Genomic DNA, 22,749 nt, shown 5'->3' on the forward strand with positions numbered 1-22,749 from the left:
ACCGCCCGACCGCCCCCGAAGAGACAGGAGGGAGACCCGATGTCCCCCGCCGGCAAGAACAAGACACCGCGCTGCTACTTCAGCCTGCGCAGCCCCTACTCCTGGCTCGCCTACCGCGAGCTGACGAGCGCGCACCAGGACCTCGTCGACCGGCTGGAATGGCTCCCGTTCTTCGAGCCCGACCCGGAGAGCGCCCGCGGGCTCGACGAGCGGGGCGGCAGGTTCCCCTACTCCGAGATGTCGCGCGAGAAGAACCGGTACGTCCTGCAGGATGTCGGCCGTCTCACCAAGGCCAGGGGCCTGGAGGTGAAGTGGCCGGTCGACCGGAACCCGGTGTGGGAGGTCCCGCACCTGGGCTACCTGGTCGCCCGCGACCAGGGCCTCGGGCACGCCTACATCGCGGCGGTGTACCGGGCCAGGTTCGGCGAGGGCCGCAACATCTGCGACCGCGCCACCATCGCCGACATCGGCACCGAACTCGGCATCGACCGGGCGCTGATCGCCGACGCGAGCGACGACCCGGAGCGGCGCGCCGAGGGCGTCCGCGTCCTGCTGGACGTCTGCAAGGACGGTGTGTTCGGCGTGCCCTTCTTCGTGCACGGCTTCACCCGCTTCTGGGGGCTCGACCGGCTCGACGACTTCGTCGAGCACCTACGGTCCCGGACGGCCCCGGCGCCCGCCCTCCCGGAGCCCGCCGCCGCGGTGGCCCTCGGCCGGTCGGTCGAGGACGCGCACGCGGGCGGCTGCGGCTGACCGCCCGGGCTGCGGCGGCGACGGCGCGCGGCGCGCGGGGCACGGCCCCATCCACACACGGCAGGCACACAACACGCCAGGACTGACCGTCAGTTGGCGGTCAGCCCACTGTCAGCGGGCTCCCGGATGATTCGGCGGTGTGCACCAGGTGACCTTCGCTAGGGGATTGCTATGACTCATGTTCGGACGGGCGGCCTGCCCCTCACCGCCGGCCAGAAGGACATCTGGTTCGACGAGAAGCTCTCGGGCGGAGGGGCGACGTACAACACCGCCATCTACTGGGACATCCGCGGGCCGCTGGACCAGGACCTGTTCCGGGCCGCGCTGGCCCGCCTGGTGGCGGAGTCGGACTGCCTGCGCGCGCGGTTCACCGAGGTGGACGGCGAGCCCTGGCAGTTCATCGAGCCGTCCGTCGACCTGCCGCTGACCGTCACCGACGTCAGCGGCGCCGCGGACCCGGCCGCCGCGGCGCGCGCCGCCATCCAGGAGGACCTGCGGGTTCCCCTGTCGCTGACCGCCGACCCGCACGTGCCGCTCTTCAGGCTGAGCGTCTTCACCCTCGCCATGGACCGCACCTTCTTCTGCCTGCTCAACCACCACCTGGTCTCGGACGGCTTCAGCTACGTCATCTACTGGCAGCGGCTCTCCGCGATCTACCAGGCGATGCTCGCCGGCACCTCCCTGGACGAGGGACGCTTCCCGCCGCTCCGCGAGCTGATCGAGGCCGAGGCGGCCTACGCGGAGTCGCCGCGCTGTGACCGCGACCGCGCCTACTGGGAGGAACAGCTCGCCGACCGGCCCGAGCCGATCAGTCTCGCCACCCGGGACGCGGAGCCGGCGCAGACCTTCCTGCGCGAGGAGACCGTGCTGCCGGAGGCGATCGCGGAGCGGCTGCGCGCGGTGGCCTGGGAGGCCCGGGCGACCTGGCAGACCGTGCTGGTCGCGGCGCTCGGCTCGTACACCGGGCGGCTGGCCGGCACCGACGACGTGCTGCTGTCCCTGCCCGCCACCGGACGGGTGGGCGGCACCATGCAGGACATCCCCGGCATGGTGGTCAACTACGTGCCGCTGCGGCTCGCCCTGCGGCCCGGGATGACCCGCGGCGACCTGCTCACCGCGGCGTACCGGGCACTGTCCAAGGGGCTCAAGCACCAGCGGTACCGCGTGAGCCGGATCCGCCGCGCGATGGGGCTGCCGAGCGACGACCGCAGGCCGTTCGGCCCGTTCCTCAACATGATGCCGCAGGTCGAGGAGCTGAGCATCGGCCCCTGCTCCGCGACCATCTACAGCCCCTCCACCGGCCTGGTCGACGACCTGGAGTTCACCGTCGCCGACAAGGGCGACAACGGCATCGGCGTCGACCTCAGCGGCAACGAGGCCCGCTACACCCCCGACGACGTGCGCGGCCACCTGGCCCGGTTCGTCGGCTACCTCGACCGTTTCCTCACCGCGGACGCCGACACCCCGCTGAGCGCCCTCGGCCTCCTCTCGCCCGGCGAGGCCGAGGAGTTGACCGCCGCGCTGACCGGCCCGGTGTCCCAGGAGCCCTACCGGGGCGTCGTCGAACGGATCCGGGCGCACGCCGCCGAGCGGCCGGACGCCGTCGCGATCACCGACGACGGCGGCAGCCTCAGCTACGCCGAGCTCGTCGGCCGGGCCAGCGCCGCCTCCCGGCGGGTGTCCGTCGACGGTCCGGTGGCCGTACTGACGGAACCCGGAAGGGACTTCGTCACCGCGGAGCTCGCCGCGCTCGGCGCCGGAGGGGCCTTCCTGCCGCTCGACCCGCGCGCGCCGCTGAACCGGCTCAGCTCGCTCCTGGTGGACAGCGGCGCGGTTCAGGTGCTCACCGACATCACGCACCGCGCCCTCGCCGAGCGGGTGGCGGCCGACCGCGGGCTCCCCGTGCACGTCCTGGACGGCGCGTTCGACGACGCCACCGACCTGGCGCCGGTCGACGGCGGGCCCCTCGACCTGGCGTACGTGATCTACACCTCGGGCTCCACCGGCAAGCCCAAGGGCGCGATGGTGCAGCGCGGCGGCATGGTCAATCACCTGCTCGCCAAGGTCGAGGAGCTCTCCCTGGACCGCTCCGACGCGCTCGTCCACAACGCGCCCGTCACCTTCGACGTCTCCGTCTGGCAGTCGCTCACCACGCTGCTGGTCGGCGGTCGGGTCCGGGCGGTCTCCCGCGCGGACGCCGCCGATCCCGGGGCGCTGTTCGGCGCCATCGCGGCCGAGGGCCTCACCGTGCTCGAGGTGGTGCCCTCGCTGCTGCGCGCGACGCTGGACGTGTGGGACACCGCGGGCGGTGCCCCCGGCCTCCCCGCGCTGCGCTGGATGATCTCCAACGGCGAGGCGCTGCCGACCGAGCTGTGCGCCCGCTGGTTCGCGCGCTACCCGGACGTCCCGGTGGCGAATGTCTACGGCCCCACCGAGTGCTCGGATGACGTCACCCACGGCTACGCGCGTGCGGCGGCCGGGATGTCCGGCGCCTCCATGCCGATCGGCCGTCCGCTGCGCGACACCCGCCTGCACGTCCTCGGTGACGACCTGCGGCCGGTGCCGCGCGGCGTGCCCGGCGAGCTGTACATCGCCGGCGCGGGCGTCGGCCGCGGATACCTCGGCGACCCGGCCCGCACCGCCGGCACCTTCGTGCCCGACCCCTTCGCGAACGGCGGCTCCCGGATGTACCGCACCGGCGACCAGGTGGTGCTGCTCGCCGACGGACAGCTCGTCTTCACCGGCCGCCGCGACCACCAGGTCAAGATCCGCGGCCAGCGCATCGAGCTGGGCGAGGTCGAGTCCGTGCTGCGCAACCTGCCCGGAGTGGCGGACGCGGTGGCCGCCGCGGTCGCCGACCCGGCCGGCCACCAGCGCCTGATCGGCTACGTGGTGCCCGAGGACGGCGCCGCCGGCACCGGCGCGCTGCGCGAGCGGCTGGCCGCCGTGCTGCCCGACCACATGGTGCCCGCGATGCTGCTGACCCTGGAGCGGATGCCGCTCACCCCGCACGGCAAGGTCGACCGCAAGGCGCTGCCCGCCCCCGAGTTCGCGGTCGCGGCCACCGGCCGGACGGCGGGGACGCCGCAGGAGGAGATCCTGTGCGCGGTGCTCGCCGAGGTCCTCGGCGTGCCCGGCATCGGCGTCGACGACAACTTCTTCGCCCTCGGCGGCGACAGCATCAGCGCCATCCAGGTGGTCGGCCGGGCCCGCCGGGCCGGACTCGTCATCACCTCGCGGGACGTATTCCAGCACCGCACCCCGGCCGCGATCGCCGCTGTTGCGCTGCGCGCGGACCGTGCCGCGGAGGAGGGCGTGGCGGACGGCGTCGGCGAGCTGGAGCTGACCCCGATCGTGGACCAGTTGCGCGCCGAACTCGCCGGACTGCCCACCGCCACCCGCGAGTTCGCCCAGTACGTGACGGTCGCGCTGCCCGCGGGCGCGGGCACCGACACCGCCCGCCTGGAGCGCGCGCTGCAGGCCGTCCTCGACCGGCACGACGCGCTGCGCACCAAGCTCACCGCCCCGGTGCCGGGGCTGTGGTCCCTGGAGACGCTGCCGCAGGGCGCGGTGTCCGCCGCCGACGTGCTCAGCACGGCCGGCGCCGGCACCGGCCGGGACACGTCGTTCGAGGAGCGGCTCGCGGCGGCCCGCGCCCGGCTCCGCCCCGAGGACGGCCTGCTGGTCCAAGCGGCGCTCCTGGGCGGCGGTGACGACGCCGCGGCCCGGCTGCTGCTGGTGATCCACCACCTGGCCGTGGACGGCGTCTCCTGGCGGATCCTGCTGCCCGACCTCCGGGCCGCCTGGCACGGCGCGACCCTGGACCCGGTCGGCACCTCCTACCGGCGCTGGGCGAAGACGCTGTCCGAGCAGGCCCGCACCACCCGCCGCACCGCCGAACTCCCGCTGTGGACCGGGATACTGGGCGGCGGCACCGTCGAACTCGCCGACCGCGCCCTCGATCCGGCCAGGGACGTGCACGGCAGCGCGGGCCGGCTGCGGCTCGAACTGCCCGCCGCGCAGACCGCCGCGGTCCTCGGCCGGGTGCCCGCCGCCTTCCACGCCGAGGTCAACGAGGTGCTGCTGACCGGCTTCGGGCTGGCCCTCGCGCACCGCGGTACGGGCTCGCGCGCGCTGGTCGAGCTGGAGGGCCACGGCCGCGAGCAGATCGCCGACGGCCTCGACCTGTCCCGTACCGTCGGCTGGTTCACCAGCGTCTTCCCCGTCGGCCTCGACATCGGCGACCCGGACTGGGCCGAGGTGTGGAACGGCGGCGCGTCCTGCGGCGCCGCGCTCAAGAACGTCAAGGAGAGCCTGCGGGCCCTTCCTGACCACGGACTCGGCCACGGCCTGCTGCGCCACCTCAACCCGCAGACCGCCGCCGTGCTCGCCCGCGACGCCGCTCCCCGGATCGGCTTCAACTACCTGGGCCGGTTCGCCACCGGCACCGGCGGCGACTGGGCCATGGAGACCGGCGGCTCCGGCCTCACCGCCGCCCCGGAGACCCCGCTGCGGCACGCGCTGGAACTGGTCGCGATGACCGAGGACCGCGCGGAGGGCCCCGTGCTGGTCGCCGACTGGACCTGGGCGGGCGAGCTGCTCGCCGAGGACGACGTCCGGCGGCTGGCCGAGGACTGGTTCCGGGCGCTCCGGGCGCTGGCCGCGCACGCCGAACGGCCCGAGGCGGGCGGCCGTACGCCCTCCGACTTCCCGCTGGTGACCCTCACCCAGGCGGAGATCGAGGCGTACGAGCGGGACGTCCCGGGGCTCGACGACATCCTGCCGCTCTCCCCGCTCCAGCGCGGTCTGCTCTTCCAGGCGGAGTTCGACCGGCAGGGCATGGACGCGTACACGCTCCAGGTCACCATGGACGTGGCCGGTCCGCTGGACCGCGCACGGCTGCGCGCCGCCGCGGCGGCGCTGCTCGCCCGCAACCCGAGCCTGCGCGCCTGCTTCCGCGAGCGCGACGCGGGCGACCCGGTCCAGCTGGTCTCCTCGGCCGTGGAACCGGCCTGGACCGAGGTGGACCTGACCGGGTTCGAAGGGGACGACGTCGACGCCGAGGTGCGGCGGCGCACCGAGGAGGAGTGGCTCGACCGCTTCGACGTCACCCGGGCGCCGCTGACCCGGTTCACCGTCTACCGGATCGCCGACGACCGGCACCGCGTGGTGTGGACCGCGCACCACATGCTGGTGGACGGCTGGTCGCTGTCCGCGGTCCTCGCCGAGGAACTGGTCACGCTGTGGGCCAACGGCGCGGACGGCTCGGCGCTGCCGCCGGTCGTCCCCCTCAGCGGCTACCTGGAGTGGTCCGCCGCCCAGGACAAGCCGGCCGCGCGGGAGGCCTGGCAGAAGGAGCTGGCCGGGATCGACGAGCCCACCCGGCTGGGCCCGGCCGACCGGCCGCGCGCCTCGGTGCTGCCCGGGTCCGTGCACCGGGAGCTGCCCGAGGAGCTGACCGCGGCGGTGACGTCCTGGGCGACCTCCCGCGGCCTGACGATGAGCACGGTCATGCAGGGCTGCTGGGCGGTCGCGCTCGGTCGGCTCACCGGCCGGCAGGACGTGACGTTCGGCGCGGTGGTCTCCGGGCGGACCGAAGAGGTGCCCGGCATCGAGCGGACGGTCGGCTCGTTCCTCAGCACGCTGCCGGTCCGCGTGGGGCTGGACCCCTCGCTGGCCTTCGCGGCGATGCTGGCCGCGCTCCAGGACCGCCAGCTGGACCTGGAGCCCCACCACCACCTGGGCCTCGCCGAGGTGCAGCAGGGCGCCGGCATCGGCGAACTCTTCGACACCGTGGTGTCCTTCCACAACTACCCGACCGGCGTGCTGGACCGCATCGGCGAGCACGTCCCCGGCCTGAGCATGCTCGACTGGGAGGCCCGGGTCATCGCCGAGTACCCCTTCGCGCTCAACGTGTTCCCGGGCGACCGGACGCACCTGGAGGCCCAGTACCGGCCGGACATCTTCACCCCGGACGAGGTCGAGGGCATCCTGCGGCGCTTCGTGCGCGTACTGGAACAGCTGGCCGCCACGCCGGACGCGCTGCTCGGCGGGCTCGACGCGCTCGACGACGACGAGCGCAGCCAGCTGGCCGACGACTGGTCCGGCACCGGCCGTGTGCGGGCCTCGTCCGGCGCGCTGACCACCGAGGTCTTCGAGGCGCACGCCGCGCGCACGCCGGACAAGACGGCCGTCGTCCTCGGGACCGAGGAGGTGCCGTACGCCGAACTCAACGCCCGCGCGAACCGGTTGGCCAGACTGCTCGTCGAGCGCGGCATCGGCCCCGAGCAGACCGTCGCGCTGATGCTGCCCCGCACCCCCGACGTGGTGGTCGCGGTGCTCGCGGTGCTCAAGTCCGGCGCCGCCTACCTGCCGGTGGACTCCGGCTACCCCGCCGACCGCGTCACCTACATGCTGGCGGACGCCCGTCCCGCGGTGCTGCTCACCGACGAGGCCACCCACGAGCGCCTCGCCGGCCTGCCCGGCCTGCCGACCGGGGCGCTCGTCCTGGACGCGCCCGACACCGCACGGCGGCTCGCCGCGCTGCCCGACACCGACCTCGCCGACGCCGACCGGACCGGCCCGCCGCGGCCGGAGAACGCGGCATACATGATCTACACCTCCGGCTCCACCGGCCGGCCCAAGGGCGTCGTGGTGGCCCACACCGGGCTGCTGTCGATGGTCGACAGCCTCGTCGAACGCTTCGGCCTCGACGAGGGCACCCGGGTGCTGCAGTTCGCCTCCATCAGCTTCGACGCCTCCGTCTGGGAGATCATGCTGGCGCTGCTCAACGGCGGCACGCTGGTCATCGCCGACGAGGAGTGCCGGGCGCCGGGCGCGCCGCTGGTCGACCTGATCAACGACGCCCGGGTCAATCTCGCCGGACTGCCGCCCGTCGTGGTCGGCGGCCTGCCGGAGGGGAGCACGCTCCCCGCCGACCTGCGGCTCGCGGTGGCCGGCGAGGCGGTCCCGGCGAGCGTCGTCGAGCGCTGGTCCGACCAGGTCAGGCTCTACAACGGCTACGGCCCCACCGAGGCCGTGGTGAGCTCCACCGTGGGCGGTCCGCTGGCCGGCGCCGCCCGCCCGCCCATCGGACGGCCGACCACCGCGCACCGCGTGTACGTCCTCGACCACCACCTGCGGCTCGCGCCAAGCGGCGTGGTCGGCGAGCTGTACGTCAGCGGCGGTCTGGCGCGCGGCTACCTGGGCCGCCCGGAGCTGACCGCCCAGCGCTTCGTGGCCGACCCCTTCGGCCCCGCGGGCGCCCGGATGTACCGCACCGGAGACCTGGTGCGCTGGCTGCCGGACGGCCAGCTCGACTATGTCGGCCGGGCTGACGACCAGGTGCAGCTGCGCGGGTTCCGCATCGAGCTCGGCGAGGTCTCCGCCGCGCTGCTCGCCCGGCCCGGCGTCGAGCAGGCCGCGGTGATCGTATCCGAGAGCGACGACGGCGACCGCCGCCTGGTGGCATACGTCGTGGCCGCGGAGGGCGTCGCCGAGGGCCTGCGCGACCAGCTCGCGCTGTCGCTGCCGGAGTACATGGTGCCGTCCGCGGTGGTCGCCCTGGAGGCCCTGCCGCTCACCGCGCAGGGCAAGCTCGACCGCAAGGCGCTGCCCGCGCCGGATCTCGGCGACGCCCTCCGGGGCCGCGCGCCGCGCACCCCGGTGGAGGAGATCCTCTGCGGCCTGTTCGCGGACGTCCTCGGGATCGCCCGGGTCTCCATCGACGACGACTTCTTCGAGATCGGCGGCCACTCGCTGCTCGCGACGCGGCTGGTCAGCCGGGTGCGTGGCGTGCTCGCCGTCGAACTGCCGATCCGTGCGCTGTTCGAGGCGCGGACGGTGGTCGCGCTGGCCGGTCACGTCGAGTCGGCGGACCGGGCCAGGCCGCCGCTGACCCCGGCGCCGCAGGGCACCGAGCCCGAGCTGTCCTTCGTGCAGGAGCAGCAGTGGTTCCTCAACCGGAGCCAGGCGACGAGCGACGGCACGTATAACACGCCGATGGCCTTCCGGCTCACCGGCCGCTTGAACGAGGCCGCCCTCCAAGGGGCGTTGACCGATCTTGCCGAGCGCCACGAGGTGCTGCGGACGGTCATCCCGGAGACCGACGGCGTGCCGTCGCTGCGGGTGCTCGACGTCGCGACCGGCGGTCCGGTCCTGCGGACCCGGACGGTCACCCGGGCGAAGCTGGCCGAGGCCCTGGCCGCCGAGGCCGACCTGGGCTTCGACCTGCGCTCGGAACCGCCGCTGCGGGCAAGGCTGTTCGCCCTCGGTGCGGACGAGTGGGTGCTGATGCTGGTCTTCCACCACATCGCCTTCGACGGCTGGTCGATCGCGCCCGCGCTGACCGACCTGGCGGACTCCTACCGCGCCCGGTGCGACGGGCGGGTGCCGCGGCGGGCCCCGCTGCCGGTGCAGTACGCGGACTTCGCCGTCTGGCAGCGCGAGCTGCTCGGCGCGGCGGACGACCCCGACAGCGTGGCCTCCGGGCAGCTGTCCTTCTGGCGGGACGCGCTCGCCGGTCTGCCGGACGAGCTGCGGCTGCCCACCGACTTCCCGCGCCCCGAGACGAGCACGTCCGACGGCGAGATGGTGATGTTCGAGCTGGAGTCCGGGCTGCACGGCGCGCTGGCCGAGCTGGCCCGGCGCACCGGCACCACCGAGTTCATCGTCTACCAGGCGGCGCTCTCCGCCCTGCTCACCCGGCTGGGCGCCGGCACCGACATCCCGGTGGGTTCCCCCGTCGCCGGGCGCACCGACGAGGCGCTCAACGACCTGGTCGGGATGTTCGTCAACTCCCTGACGCTGCGCGGCGACACCAGCGGCGACCCGACCTTCCTGGAGCTGCTCGACCGGATCCGGGAGGCCAACCTGGCGGCGTACTCCCACCAGGACGTCCCGTTCGACCAGGTGGTCGACGCGATCAGGCCGGCCCGCGTCAGGGGCAGGCACCCGCTGTTCCAGGTCATGCTGAGCGTCCAGAACCAGGGCAACGCGCCGCTGGACCTGCCCGGCCTGACGGTCGTGCCCGAGTACGCCGCGTCCGACCGGGCCAAGATGGACCTGATGCTGGAGCTGCTGCCGTGGCCCGGCGGGGGCGGCGTCCGCGGCCTGCTCACCTTCAGCACCGACCTGTTCACCCGGGCCACCGCGGAGCGCGTGGCGGAGCAGTTCCAGGAGGTGCTGCGCTCGGTGGCCGCCGATCCCGAGATGCGCCTGAGCGGCCTGGAGCTGCTCACCGGCGCCGAGCGCGAGCGGGTGCTGTGCGAATGGAACGACACCGCGCACGAGCTGCCGGCCGCGACGCTGCCCGAGCTGTTCGCCGAGCGGCTGGCGAGCACTCCGGACGCGATCGCCGTCGGGACCGGGACCAAGGGCCTCAGCTACGCCCAACTCGACGCCCGCGCCAACCAGTTGGCCCGTCACTTGCTGGGCCTCGGGGCCGGTCCGGACCGGATCGTCGCGCTCGCCGCGCCGCGCCCGGCAGACCACGCGGTCGCGGCGCTCGCGGTGCTCAAGTCCGGCGCCGCGTACCTGCCGGTCGCCGCGGACGAGCCGGTGGCGCGGATCAAGGCGCTCTTCGCCGACAGCCGCCCGCTGTGCCTGCTGACCACCGCGGGGCTGGCGAGCAGGCTGCGGAGCACCGGCGTCACGGCGGTGGTCCTGGACGGCCCGGAGGTGCGCCGCGGCTCCACCGGTCCGGTGACCGACGCGGACCGCACGGCACCGCTGCGGCCCGGGGACGCCGCGTACGTCATCCGCGCGGACGACCCGGCGGGCCGGCCCCGGGGCACGGTCGTCGAACACCGGGCGGCCGTCAACCACCTCGCCTGGGCGATGGAGTCCGGGGAGCGCGCCGGGGCCTCCGACGGCGGCCTGTTCGTACCGCTGCTCTCCGGAGCCGGGGCGCGGGCCGTGGAGCCGCTGCCGCACGACTGGGCGACACCGGTGACGTACGCGCCGGCCAGCTCGGTCTGGAACACCCAGGTCTACGTCCTGGACGAGTGGCTCGCACCGCTCCCGCCGGGCGCGGTGGGGGAGGTGTACCTCGGCGGCGCCGGGCTCGGCCGCGGCTTCGCGGGCCTTCCCGGGCCGACCGCGGAGCGGTTCGTGGCCAACCCCTACGGGCCGGCCGGCTCCCGGCTCCACCGGACCGGTGAGCGGGCCAAGTGGGACGCGGCCGGGAACCTGCTGGCCCCCGACGCGCCGCCGGTCTCCGACGGGCCCGGGGCCGGGCCGGCCGCGGTGACCGGCGACCCGGGCCGGCTGACCCCGGCCGAGGCGACGCTGTGCGCCATCGTCGCCGACGTCCTGGGCCGCGACGCGTTCGGCGTCGAGGAGAACTTCTTCGAGACGTCGCTGAACAGCATGAAGTCGCTGCGCCTGGTGGCCCTGGCCCGCAAGGCGGGCCTGGAGATCAGCAGCGCGGACGTCTTCGCGCACCAGACGGTCCGGGCCCTGGCGGCCACCCTGGAGTCCGACCCGGCGCCGGGAGCCGACGCCCCGGCGGGGCGGCGGAGCACGCGCATCATGGCCGAGGCGATCGACGCGATCGACGCGGCCGGGGGAGCGGACTTCTCCGACCCGTTCGGCACGGTGCTGTGCATGAAGCCGACGGGCAGCCGACCGCCGGTGTTCTGTCTGCACAGCGGGGTCGGGTTCGCCCTGTCGTACATGCCGCTCACACCGCACCTCGGCGCCGAGCACCCGGTCTACGGCATCCAGGCGCCCTACGTCGTGGACGGCGCGCCGCTGCCCGTGAGCATCGAGGAGACCGCGGCCGAGTACCTCCAGATGATCAAGAAGGTCCGGCCCGAGGGGCCGTACCACCTGCTCGGCTGGTCGCTCGGCGGCCTGCTCGCCTACGAGATCGCCGTACAGCTGCGCGCGGCGGGCGACGAGGTCGGCCTCGTCGCGAACCTGGACTCCTATCCGCGGACCGCCGGCGAACCCGCCGACGAGCGGGCGGACCAGGACGAACAGGCCAAGCTCGGCTGGCTGTTGGAGGGCATCGGGCACGACCCCGCGGAGTTCGGCGACCGGCCGCTGGTCGTCGGGGACGTCATCGACGCGCTGCGGCGGGACGACAGCCCGCTGGCCCAGATGGGGGAGGAGCGGATGGCCCGCATGGTGGGTCTGATGTCCAACCACCCGGTACTGCACGCCCGTTACACACCCAAGGACTATGACGGGACGATGCAGCTCTTCGTCGCCGGGCGGACGGACGCGGGGGAGCCCACGCCCGCCATGGAGGAGCGCTGGAAGCCGTACTTCAGCGGCACCCTCGACGTCCACCGGATCGACTGCGACCACGACGACCTCCTCAACCCGGAGGCGCTGACCGAGGTCGGCCCGGCCATCGCCGCCGAGCTGGACCGCCTGCACCAGGACCGGAACGGACGTGGAGAGCGATGACCACAGCCATGAACCCCGCGCCGGCCGGCCGCGGCACGGACCTGCCGAGCGCCCCGGGCGGCCTGCGCGCGCTGTTCACCGAGATGGTCGCGGTGACCGGCCGGCGCCTGCTGCACCTGCGCCGGGCCCCGGGCCGGGTGCTCGGGGTGGCGATGAGCCCGCTGGTGTCGATGGTGATGGTCGGCTACCTCTTCCGCGACGCCATCAAGCTGCCCGCGGGCGGGAGTTACGCCGAGTACGTCTTCGCCGGCGGCGCGGTCCAGGTGGCGCTCGCCTGCGTCGGACCGACCGCGGTCTCGGTCGCGATGGACCTCCAGGGCGGCCTGGTCGACCGGTTCCGGTCGATGCCCATCAGCCGGTCCGCTGTGCTCTTCGCGCACACCTTCGCGGACCTCCTCGTGGGGCTGCTGGGCCTGGCCGTCGTCACGGCGGCCGGGCTGCTGCTCGGCTGGCGCCCGCACGCCGGGGTGCTGCCGGTGCTGGCCGGGTTCGGGCTGATCGTGCTCCTGACCTACGTGATGCTCTGGCTCGGCGTGCTCTTCGCGATGACGCTGGGCAACGTGGAGACCATCAGCGTGGTCACGCCCTTCATCGTGATCGTGCTGCCCTTCGTGTCCAGCGCCTTCCTCTCCCCGGACTCCATGCCGGCACCGGTCCGCCCGATCGCGGAGTGGAACCCGATCACCGCCGTCATCTCGTCCTGCCGCGACCTGTGGGGGAACCCGGCCACGAGCAGCGGCAGCTTCCCCTCCGAGCACCCCGGAGTGGTGATCGCGGTGACGTTGGGCGTGCTGTTCGCGCTCTGCTTCACCGTCAGCCTGCGGCGCTACCGCACCGCGGGCTCCTGACCCCCGAAGCCTGGTGGAGAGCCAACCCATGACAACGCAGACACCGACCACCGACATCGACCCGGCCGAGGTGGACCTCACCGATCCGCAGACCTTCCTCGACCTCGACCCGCACGCCATGTGGCGCCGGTTCCGGACACAGAGCCCGGTCCACTGGCAGCCGGTCGGCGGCAGCCCGATGCCCGGATTCTGGGCGGTCTCCAGGTACGCCGACGTGGTCGACGTCTACCGGGACAACAAGCGGTTCACCTCGGAACGCGGCAACGTCCTGGCGACCCTCCTCCAGGGCGAGGACTCGGCCTCCCGGAAGATGCTGGCGGTCACCGACGGGCCGCGGCACCGCGAGATCCGCAACCTGATGCTGAAGTCCTTCTCGCCCCGGGTGCTCCAGCCGGTGGTGGAGGGCGTGCACCGGCGCACCCGGGACCTGGTCGACCAGGCCCTGGAACGCGGCACGCTGGACTTCGTCACCGACGTCGCCGACCACATCCCGATCAACACGATCGGCGACCTGATGGACATCCCCGCGGCCGACCGCGAGCGCCTCGTCGAGTGGAACACCCAGACGCTGTCCCGGCACAGTTCCGAGGACAGCGCGCTGGACGAGGTGATGGCCCGCAACGAGATCCTGCTCTACTTCTCCGAACTCGCCGCCGAGCGCCGCAAGAACCCGGGCGAGGACGTCATCAGCACCCTGGCCACGGCCACGGTGGGCGGCGCGCCGCTGGCCGAGGACGAGGTCGTCTTCAACTGCTACAGCCTCATCCTCGGCGGTGACGAATCCAGCCGGATGTCCTCCATCGGCGGACTCATCGCCTTCAGCGAGAACCCCGAACAGTGGCGGAAGCTGAAGTCCGGCGAGGTCGGAGCGGACAGCGCCACCGAAGAGGTGATGCGCTGGACCACCCCCGCCATGCACTTCGGCCGCCGGGCCCTGGAGGACGTCCCGCTGCGCGACCAAGTGATCAAAGCCGGCGACGTGGTCACCCTGTGGAACAGCTCCGCCAACTTCGACGAAAGCGTCTTCACCGACCCGTACGCCTTCGACATCGCGCGCGACCCCAACAAGCACGTGGCCTTCGGGCACGGCCCGCACTTCTGCCTCGGCGCCTTCCTCGGCAGGGTGCACGTGAACGCCATGGTCGAGGCGCTCCGGGCGCGGGTGGCCGACATCCGGCTGGACGGTCCGCCGCAGCGGCTGTACTCCAACTTCGTCCACGGGTACAGCGGTCTGCCCGTCACCCTCACCGCGGAGGCGGCCGGGTAGCCACGAGCCGGAGCGTCAGCGTCCGCCGGGGACCGCGAGCGGGTGGCGGTCCCCGACGGCGTCCCGGCCCGGCCGCGGCCCGAAGGGTTCCGTCGGGAACGCCGCGGAATGCCCACCGCCGTTCCCCCGCAATTCCGCTGAGGGCGCACCGGCATTGCCGTGCGCTGAAAGTGCGCTGAAAGTGCCTGACATCGCGCTGACATTTCGGCATGCGGGCGCCGGACCGTATTCCGCTCGAAGGCCGCCATTCCCACCTGCGAGTTTAACGCGATGCTTAAGAGGATGGTTCTCGCCGGCGCCCGTTCCTAGTGTTCACCTCCGGTGGCGCCACCGCCGGTCACGGATCGGCGCGCATCCGTCCGGCGCCCCGCACGGGGAGGACACAGCCATGAACGCACTCGACGAGCTGGTCGAGGGGGCGCGCGCCGATGCGGCCGCCCGCCGACGCCAGGTCTCCCAGGCCGCGCTGGCCGACAGGGCGGCCGGCTTCGGACCGGGCCCGGACTGCGTCGCGCTGCTGCGCGGCACGGACGGCGTGCGGGTGATCGCCGAGGTGAAGCGGGCCAGCCCGTCCAAGGGAGCGCTCGCCGAGATCTCCGACCCGGCGGCGCTGGCCGCCGCCTACCAGGCCGGCGGTGCCGGCGCGGTGAGCGTCCTCACCGAGCGCCATAGGTTCGGCGGCTCGCTGGCCGACCTCGACACGGTGCACGCCCGGGTCGACGTCCCGCTGCTCCGCAAGGACTTCATCGTCGACCCCTACCAGCTCTGGGAGGCCCGCGCCCATGGCGCGAGCCTGGCGCTGCTGATCGTCGCGGCGCTGGCGCAGCCGCGGCTGACCGAACTGCTCGCCCAGGCGGTAGAGATCGGGCTGACCCCGCTGGTCGAGGCGCACGACGAGGAGGAGGCCGAGCGGGCGCTGGCGGCCGGAGCCCGTCTCGTCGGGGTCAACGCCCGGAACCTGCGCACCCTGGAGGTGGACCGCGCGACCTTCGCCCGGGTCGCCCGGGTCCTCCCGGACGACGTGGTGCGGATCGCCGAGTCCGGGGTGCGCGGGCCGCGGGACATGGCGGAGTACGCGGCCCACGGCGCGGACGCCGTGCTGGTGGGCGAGTCGGTGGTCACCGCCGGCCGCCCCGAGGAGGCGGTCGCCGCCCTGGTCGCCGCCGGCCGGATCAGCCGCCCTGAGCGCGCTTCGCGCTGAGCGTCGCCCAACGCTCCAGCACGGCCGCCGCGGCACCCGAGTCGACGGCCCCGGCGGCCCGCTCCACACCGGCCGCGAGCCGCTCGGTCACGGGACGTCCGACGGGCTCCAGGGCCGCGAGGCCGGCCGCGGCCGACAGCAGCACGGCGTCCCGCACCGGGCCCCGGGCCCCGCCGAACACCTCGTGCGCCACCCGCGCGTTGTACGCCCGGTCGCCGCCGCGCAGCGCGGCGGCCGGCGCGTGGTCGATCCCGACGTCCCGCGGGTCGAAGGACTCGGCGCGCACCTCGTCCCCGACCACCGACCAGACCGTGGAGGTAGTGGTGACCGTCAGTTCGTCCATCCCGTCGTCGCCGCGGAAGACCAGCGCGGACACCCCACGGCGGGCCAGCACGCCGGCGATGAGCGGCGCGTGGCGCCGGTCCGCGACGCCCACCGCCTGCGCGGGGGGCGACGCCGGGTTGGCCAGCGGGCCGAGCAGGTTGAAGGCGGTGCGGACGCCGAGTTCCCGGCGGGGCCCGGCCGCGTGCCGCATCGCCGGGTGGAACGCCGGGGCGAAGCAGAAGGTGATGCCGGCCTCCTCGGCGACCGCCGCGACCTCCTGCGGTGTCAGCGTCAGCGCCACTCCCAGCTCCTCCAACAGGTCGGCCGAACCACAGGCCGAGGACGCCGAGCGGTTGCCGTGCTTGACCACCCGGGCCCCCGCCGCGGCGGCCACGACCGCCGACATCGTGGACACGTTGACGCTGTTCGAACCGTCGCCGCCGGTCCCCACGATGTCCACCGCGGGGCCGGGAACGTCGAGCGGCACGGCGTGCCGGTACATGGCGCGCACCATGCCCTCGATCTCGTCGACGGTCTCGCCCTTGGCGCGCAGCGCCACCAGGAGCCCGGCGAGCGGGGCCGCACCGACGGTGCCCGACATCACCTGGTCCATCGCCCAGGCCGTGTCGTGAGCGGTCAGATCCCTGCGCTCCAGCAGCGCGTTGAGCAGTTCCGGCCAGGTACGACGCTGCGGCTCGGCAGCCATGGGGACTCTCCTTGAAGGGCACCAGCGGACGTTGCGGCGTCCAGTCTGCAAATGGCGGCACGTTCTTTCCAGACCACTGTCCGGTGACCGGTACGGTCCACTTCAGAAAGGATTGGGCCGGTGGCCTTGCACATGGCGGTTGAGGTCGTCAGGGATTCCACGAATTCCCTCACCTCGCAGATCCAGGAATTCATCAAGCGGGAGATATCCGAGGGGATTCTTCCGCCGGGCACCAGGCTGCCGTCCAGCCGCCGGCTCGCGGGCGACCTCGACGTGTCGCGCAGCGTGGTGGTGGAGGCGTACGGACAGCTCGTCGCCGAGGGGTACTTGGAGGCGACCCAGGGGGCCGGCACCAGGGTGGTGGGCCACCTGGCGGACGATCCCGTGGTGCCCGCCCTGCTGGACGAGGGGCAGGTGCCGCGGGTCCGCTGGGACCTGCGGCCCGGCGGCAGCAACACCCCGGCCTTCCCCCGGCGCGAGTGGCTGCGCTGCTACCAGCGGGTCCTGCAGACGGCCGAGCTGTCGCACCACGACTACCCGCCGCTGGCCGGCGAACCCGTACTGCGCCGCGAACTCGCCTCGTACCTGGGGCGGTTGAGGGGTGTGCGCACCTCGCCGGAGCGCGTCATGGTGGTGGGCGGCTTCGCCCAGGCGCTCGGCCTGCTCTGCCCGGTGCTGCCCCGCCTCGGCGTCGAGGCGCTCGCGATCGAGGATCCGGGGCACCCCGGCCAGCGCCAGTTCGTCCGCGAGAGCGGGCTCGCCACCGTGCCCGTTCCGGTCGACGGCGAGGGCATCGACGTCGACGCGCTGGCCGCGTCCGGAGCGCGCGCCGTCCTGGTCACGCCCGCCCACCAGTTCCCCACCGGCGTCACGCTGTCCGCGGAGCGCCGCGAGGCCCTGGCCCGCTGGGCCCGGGACGTGGACGGCTGGGTGATCGAGGACGACTACGACGGCGGCCTGTGGTATGAACGGGGCGCCCGACCGCTCGCGTTGCAGCGCACCATGCCCGACCGGGTCGTCTACGCGGGCACCGCCAGCAAGTCGCTCTCCCCGGGGCTCCGGCTGGGCTGGCTCGCCGCCCCCGGCCTGCTGCTCGACCAGCTGCTGCGGGCCCGGGCCCGGCACGACCTGGGCACCGAGACCCTCACCCAGCTGACCTTCGCCGAACTCCTGCGCACCGGCCTGTTCGATCGTCATCTGCGCCGGCTGAACTCCCTGGGGCGCGGCCGCCGGGACGCCCTGGAGGAAGCGGTGCGCCGGCACCTGCCCGGCGCCGTGGTGCTCGGACCGGGCGCCGGGCTGCACGCCTACGTCCGGCTGCCCCGGCGGACCGACGAGGCAGCGCTGGTCGCCGGGGCGCTGCGCCGCTCCGTCCTGGTGCGGGGGGCCGCCGCGTTCCACGCCCGGCCGCGCAGGGACGCCCCGGCCCTGGTGGTGGGCCACGCGCACCTGCCGTGCTCCGGGGTGGCCGAGGCCATCCGTGCCGTGGGCGCGGTCAGGCGGGTGTGAGCCCGGTGCGGTAACCCGCCGCCGAGGTGAGGAAGTTGCCCATCATGGCGAGCCCGCCCGTCGTGGTGATGCTCTCGGGGTGGAACTGCACCGACTCGATGGGCAGCGTGCGGTGCCGCAGCCCCATCACATAGCCGTGGTCGATGGCGACGGCGGTGGTGACCAGCTGCTCGGGGAGCGGCTCGGCGACGATCAGCGAGTGGTAGCGGGTGACTTCGAGGGTGTTGCCGAGCCCCCGGAACAGGCCCTCGCCGTCGTGCCGCACCGTGCTCGTCCGCCCGTGCATCACCTGGTCCGCCACCTCGACCCGCCCGCCGTGGGCCAGCGCGATGGCCTGGTGACCCAGGCAGACGCCGAGCAGCGGGACCCGCCCGGCGAACCGGCGCACCAGCTCGATGTGGCCGGACTCGGCGGGGTGTCCGGGACCCGGGCCGAGCACCACCGCGTCGGGGCGCGAGGCGGCCAGCTCGCCGGGAGACCGGGACAGGGACCGCACGACCTCGGTGCGCGCCCCCAGGGTGCGCAGGTACTGGTCGATGATGTGCACGAAGCTGTCGTACGCGTCGATCAGCAGGACCTTCATGTCCGGTACGCCCTTCGGCTCGGCGGTGGTCAAGACAGCAACTCCTCTCCGGTGAGCGCCCAGTAGGCGGCTCCCATCTTGGCCAGGGTTTCCCGCCACTCGGCGGCGGGCTCCGACTGCGCCACCATGCCCGCCGAGCTCTGGGTGGAGTACGTGCTCCCGTCGTACTCGACGGTGCGGATGCACAGGGCCAGTTCGCTCCAGCCGCGGACGTCCACCAGCCCCACCGCGCCCGCGTAACTCCCGCGCCGCTGCTCCTCGAAGCCGTCGATGATCTCCATGGCGCGGACCTTGGGCGCCCCCGTCATCGTCCCGGCGGGGAAGGTGGCGCGCACCGCCTGCCAGGTGTCCACCTCCTCCCGCAGCCGGCCGGTCACGGAGGAGACGAGGTGGAACACGTGCGAGAAGTTCTCCACCGCCATCAGCCGGTCGACCGGCCGGGTGCTGGGGCGGGTGACCCGGCCGATGTCGTTGCGGCACAGGTCGACCAGCATGATGTGCTCGGCCTGCTCCTTGGTGCTCTCCCGCATCTCCTTGACGCGCCGCTGGTTCTCCTCCTCGTCCGGGCCGCGCCGTGCGGTGCCCGCGATGGGACGCATCTCGATCGTGTCGCCCTCGACGCGGAAGAACAGCTCGGGGCTGGCGCCGATCAGCGTGCGGCCCGCCCGGGGCATCAGGTACATGTACGGCGAGGGGTTGCGGTCCCGCAGGCGGCGGTAGACCTCGACGGGCATCAGCGTGGAGCGCACGTCGATGCGGTGGCCGATCTGGATCTGGTAGATGTCGCCGACCCTGATGTGCTCCAGGCAACGGTCGGCCCACGCCAAGAAGGTCTCCCGGCTCACGCTGTCGCGCACCGACAGGGGCGCGGGAGCCTCGGGAACGGCGGGGCCGGACCCCGGCGCCGGGCCTGCGAGGGCGTGCCGTACCAGCTGGGCGGTGTCCACCGGAGCCGGCCGGTCGGCGAACGCGTCGCTCTCGGCGTCGAGGTGACGGACCCGGCCCGACGCCAGGTCGTACCAGACCGTGTCCCGGAAGAGCGTCAGCGTGATGTCCGGACCGCACGGCTCCTTGGTGCGGTCCGGCAACTCCTCCATGTGCCAGGCGGATTCGTACGCGAGCGTGGTCAGGAAGCCGAAGGCGTACGACGTCGACGGGATGGCGGTGTCCACGGCGAACAGCGCCTGCGCCCGGGACAGCAGGTCCCACATCTGGGCGGGGGCGGTGAAGCGCAGTCCGTACGCGTCGGTGCCGGCGGACTCGTCCGCGGTCATCCCGAGCGCACCGGCCGTCCGGGCCAGGGCCAGGGTGACCGGCCCGGCACCGTCGATCTCCACGCGCCCGTCGAACACCCTGATCTCGGCGAGTCGACCGAAGCCGACCACCGCCGAGCGGCGGTCCTGGTCGGCGCCCTCCACGCTCTCGAAGAGGAACACGTCCTGCGCCGGGAGCCGTTCCCGCAATCGCACGTACAGGTCGAGCGGATCGTGGCGCGGGAGTTCGGTATCGGTGATCCGGACACCGATCGTGCTCGTTACCGGCATGGCGAACTCCTTGTGCAATCCGATTCGTTGGTGGCAGCGGCCGATTCGCTCCGTTCGGCTGCGGCCAGCAAATCAGCGCGCGGGTCGGCGGTGCCAGACCAATCCGCGGCCCCGGATACGGACCACTGCGGATTCGCTTGACCGGAACGGACCCGTTGGATTGAGCTGATGCAGATCCGACTTCCGCGAACAGAGCCGGTTGTCACATCCGTCGCACATTTCATGACGAGCTCTTCCTCCCTGTCCGCCGCCCGCCCGGAAGGCAGCAATGAGAATCAGCAAGAGGGAATCCCAGGCGAAGAATGACGCCACCGCGTCCTGGCGCGGTTTTCCCGCGGCACAGCAGCCCGACTGGCCCGACGAGGGCGAACTGCGCGCCGTTGTCGACGGGCTGACCACCGCGCCGCCGCTGGTCTTCGCCGCCGAATGCGATCTGCTCCGACGCCGTATGGCGGCGGTGGCCCGCGGCGAGGCCGTGCTCCTCCAGGGCGGCGACTGCGCGGAGACCTTCGCGCGGACGACGGCCGACGCCGTCCGGGGGAAGCTCAAGACCCTCCTGCAGATGGCCGTCGTGCTCACCCACGCCACTGCCCTGCCGGTCGTCAAGGTCGGTCGGATGGCCGGCCAGTACGCCAAGCCGCGCTCCAGCTCCGAGGAGCGGCGCGGCGACCTGGCGCTGCCCTCCTACCGGGGCGACGCGGTCAACGGCGCGGAGTTCACCGCCGGGGCCAGGCGACCCGACCCGCAGCGCCTGCGGAAGATGTACGAGTCGTCCGCCACCACGCTCAACCTCGTCCGGGCCCTGACCACTGGCGGGTTCGCCGACCTGCGCCAGGTGCACACCTGGAACCAGGGATTCGTGGCGGACTCACAGGCCGGGGAGCGCTACGAGCGGCTGGCCCAGGAGATCGACCGCAGCCTGGCCTTCATGGACGCCTGCGGAGTCGACACCCGGGAGCTCGGCACCGCCGAGTTCTTCGTCAGCCACGAGGGCCTGCTGCTCGACTACGAGGCGGCACTGACCCGTGCCGATCCCGAAACCGGCCGGCCGTACGCCACCAGCGGCCATCTGCTGTGGATCGGTGAGCGGACCCGGGACCTGGACGGTGCGCACGTCGAGTACTTCTCGCGGGTGGCCAACCCCATCGCGGTGAAGCTCGGCCCGACCACCGGCCCCGACGACGTCATGGGCCTGCTGGACCGGCTCGACCCGGACCGCGAGCCCGGCCGGCTGACTTTCGTGGTCCGGGCGGGCGCCGACCGGATACGCGACCTGTTGCCCACCCTGGTGGAGAAGGTCCGGGCGGAGGGCGCGCTGGTCGCGTGGGTCAGCGACCCGATGCACGGCAACACCATCACCGCCGCGAGCGGCCACAAGACCCGCGGGTTCGACGCGATCCTGGACGAGGTGCGCGGCTTCGTCGAGGTCCACCACGCACTGGGGAGCCACCCCGGAGGCATCCACGTGGAGCTCACCGGGGACGACGTCACCGAGTGCGTCGGCGGCGGCAACGCGATCCACCCCGAGCACCTGCACCAGCGCTACGAGACGGCCTGCGACCCCCGTCTGAACCACACGCAGTCCCTGGACCTGGCCTTCCTGCTGGCCGAGGGGTACCGCGAACACTCCGGGCGCTCAGGAGGCGGCGCCCGCTGACTCCGTGATGACGTCGAACGGCGGGTGCTCGGCGAGGTAGAAGTGGTCGCCGGGGAGCGTCCGCATCCGGAACGGCCCCCGGGTCGCCTCCTGCCAGGCGGACGCCTGGTCGGCGGTCACCCGAGGGTCCGCGTCCCCGATGACGGCGGTGACGGCGCTCGACAGCGGTGCCCGCTTCGGTGGTGCGTAGGACGCCAGCATCCGGAAGTCGGCCCGGATATAAGGCATCACCAGTTCGACGAAAGCCGGGTTCTGCAAGAGCTCGGCGTCCGTCCCGCCCAATTCGACCAGTGTCGCGGCGACCGATGCGTCGTCCCATGTGGTGTCCGCTGCACGATCGGGCCGCATCAAATGGGGCGCCCGCGCCCCCGAGGCGAAGAAATGACCGAGCTCATATCCCTCGCCCTCCAATGCCGCGGCCACCTCATAGGCGACGATCGCCCCCATGCTGTGCCCGAAGAGCGTGGTGGTCCGCCCGTCCCTCATCAATTCCCTTACGGAATCGGCGATATGGCGTGCCATGCTCACGATATCGCTGGCGGGAGGTTCGGCAATTCTCTCCGCCCGCGCCGGATAGCACACCGTGTGCACCTCGAAGTCGGTGAGCGACTTGGCCCATCCCCGGAAGAAATAGGGCGACCCTCCGGCGTGCGGGAAACAGACCAGCCGCTGCGCCGCGAACGGCCGCGGCTCGGTGCACTGCGTCCAGACCATCCTGCCCCCAAGCCCCGATCCCCGTCCTGCCAGTACCGCGGCCAGTATCCCGGCCCTTGCTGACAGTGGCCTGACAGGGGTGACCGAGCGGAGAGAAGAGGCGCAGCGCACAGATGGCGGGTCCTCGCCGGTGCTTTGAGCGCGGCCGGCGCTACGGGGATACGGAGGCGAGCCCGAGGGTCCTCGGGGCACATCGACCTATGTGACGCAGAACACCTCATTGCGAGG

10 protein-coding genes and 3 pseudogenes are annotated in these 22,749 nt (G+C 73.3%); 9 read left to right on the forward strand and 4 right to left on the reverse strand.

The genetic code is table 11. The features are described 5' to 3' along the window. Positions 1–39: 39 nt before the first annotated feature. The 7 genes and pseudogenes from ACWC9R_RS20900 to trpC all read left to right on the forward strand — a co-directional run bounded on the left by ACWC9R_RS20900 (position 40) and on the right by trpC (position 15,484). On the forward strand, positions 40–753 hold the full coding sequence (locus tag ACWC9R_RS20900) for a DsbA family protein (protein ID WP_450733516.1): 714 nt from the start codon (positions 40–42) through the stop codon (positions 751–753). Positions 754–924: 171 nt separating this feature from the next. Beyond that, a pseudogene (locus ACWC9R_RS20905) lies at positions 925–4,020 on the forward strand (amino acid adenylation domain-containing protein); the annotation flags it as partial. 150 nt (positions 4,021–4,170) lie between these two features. Then, positions 4,171–5,487: pseudogene (locus tag ACWC9R_RS20910) on the forward strand (condensation domain-containing protein); the annotation flags it as partial. 51 nt (positions 5,488–5,538) lie between these two features. Further along, a pseudogene (locus ACWC9R_RS20915) lies at positions 5,539–12,168 on the forward strand (amino acid adenylation domain-containing protein); the annotation flags it as partial. Then, positions 12,165–13,016: an ABC transporter permease gene (locus tag ACWC9R_RS20920; protein ID WP_450733518.1), complete on the forward strand. Its 852-nt coding sequence runs from the start codon at positions 12,165–12,167 to the stop codon at positions 13,014–13,016. The pseudogene ACWC9R_RS20915 and the gene ACWC9R_RS20920, both read left to right, overlap by 4 nt. A gap of 28 nt (positions 13,017–13,044) precedes the next feature. Continuing rightward, positions 13,045–14,283 (forward strand): cytochrome P450, encoded by a 1,239-nt coding sequence (locus tag ACWC9R_RS20925; protein WP_450733520.1) that lies wholly within the window; start codon positions 13,045–13,047, stop codon positions 14,281–14,283. A gap of 388 nt (positions 14,284–14,671) precedes the next feature. Next, positions 14,672–15,484 carry an indole-3-glycerol phosphate synthase TrpC gene (gene trpC, locus ACWC9R_RS20930; protein WP_450733522.1) on the forward strand — a complete coding sequence of 271 codons (813 nt, stop codon included), beginning with the start codon at positions 14,672–14,674 and terminating at the stop codon, positions 15,482–15,484. Here the strand turns inward: trpC and trpD are convergent. Beyond that, entirely contained in the window at positions 15,456–16,514 is a 1,059-nt protein-coding gene (gene trpD / locus ACWC9R_RS20935; protein WP_450733524.1) for an anthranilate phosphoribosyltransferase, read from the reverse strand. The genes trpC and trpD overlap by 29 nt on opposite strands. A 120-nt stretch (positions 16,515–16,634) precedes the next feature. Here trpD and pdxR point away from each other — a divergent pair, with 120 nt between their 5' ends. Continuing rightward, positions 16,635–18,023, forward strand: a complete 1,389-nt coding sequence (pdxR, locus tag ACWC9R_RS20940) for a MocR-like pyridoxine biosynthesis transcription factor PdxR (protein ID WP_450733525.1) — start codon at positions 16,635–16,637, stop codon at positions 18,021–18,023. On the opposite strand, the gene ACWC9R_RS20945 is transcribed toward pdxR, so the two are convergent. Together ACWC9R_RS20945 and ACWC9R_RS20950 are read right to left on the reverse strand one after the other, a co-directional pair. Further along, the gene (locus ACWC9R_RS20945; protein ID WP_450733549.1) at positions 18,010–18,606 is read right to left on the reverse strand and encodes an anthranilate synthase component II; all 597 of its coding nucleotides are present in this window, start codon (positions 18,604–18,606) and stop codon (positions 18,010–18,012) included. The two genes, pdxR and ACWC9R_RS20945, sit on opposite strands and share 14 nt — an antisense overlap. Positions 18,607–18,635: 29 nt before the next feature. Then, positions 18,636–20,150: an anthranilate synthase component I family protein gene (locus ACWC9R_RS20950; protein ID WP_450733527.1), complete on the reverse strand. Its 1,515-nt coding sequence runs from the start codon at positions 20,148–20,150 to the stop codon at positions 18,636–18,638. 268 nt (positions 20,151–20,418) lie between these two features. Between ACWC9R_RS20950 and ACWC9R_RS20955 the strand changes: the two genes are divergently transcribed. Next, a complete protein-coding gene (locus tag ACWC9R_RS20955; protein WP_450733529.1) occupies positions 20,419–21,807 on the forward strand; it encodes a class II 3-deoxy-7-phosphoheptulonate synthase in 1,389 nt (462 codons plus the stop codon). Here ACWC9R_RS20955 and ACWC9R_RS20960 read toward each other — a convergent pair. Then, a complete protein-coding gene (locus tag ACWC9R_RS20960) occupies positions 21,787–22,521 on the reverse strand; it encodes a thioesterase II family protein (RefSeq protein WP_450733531.1) in 735 nt (244 codons plus the stop codon). The two genes, ACWC9R_RS20955 and ACWC9R_RS20960, sit on opposite strands and share 21 nt — an antisense overlap. Between the last annotated feature and the right edge of the window lie 228 nt (positions 22,522–22,749).

It is taken from the genome of Streptomyces sp. NPDC001219 (assembly GCF_053597915.1).

Bases quoted from the DNA above. Each gene is read 5' to 3' on its own strand.
- ACWC9R_RS20950 (WP_450733527.1), bottom strand. From the start codon at position 20,150: ATGCCGGTAACGAGCACGATCGGTGTCCGGATCACCGATACCGAACTC.
- trpD (WP_450733524.1), bottom strand. From the start codon at position 16,514: ATGGCTGCCGAGCCGCAGCGTCGTACCTGGCCGGAACTGCTCAACGCG.
- ACWC9R_RS20945 (WP_450733549.1), bottom strand. From the start codon at position 18,606: ATGAAGGTCCTGCTGATCGACGCGTACGACAGCTTCGTGCACATCATC.
- ACWC9R_RS20955 (WP_450733529.1), top strand. From the start codon at position 20,419: ATGAGAATCAGCAAGAGGGAATCCCAGGCGAAGAATGACGCCACCGCG.
- ACWC9R_RS20900 (WP_450733516.1), top strand. From the start codon at position 40: ATGTCCCCCGCCGGCAAGAACAAGACACCGCGCTGCTACTTCAGCCTG.
- ACWC9R_RS20925 (WP_450733520.1), top strand. From the start codon at position 13,045: ATGACAACGCAGACACCGACCACCGACATCGACCCGGCCGAGGTGGAC.
- ACWC9R_RS20920 (WP_450733518.1), top strand. From the start codon at position 12,165: ATGACCACAGCCATGAACCCCGCGCCGGCCGGCCGCGGCACGGACCTG.
- trpC (WP_450733522.1), top strand. From the start codon at position 14,672: ATGAACGCACTCGACGAGCTGGTCGAGGGGGCGCGCGCCGATGCGGCC.
- ACWC9R_RS20960 (WP_450733531.1), bottom strand. From the start codon at position 22,521: ATGGTCTGGACGCAGTGCACCGAGCCGCGGCCGTTCGCGGCGCAGCGG.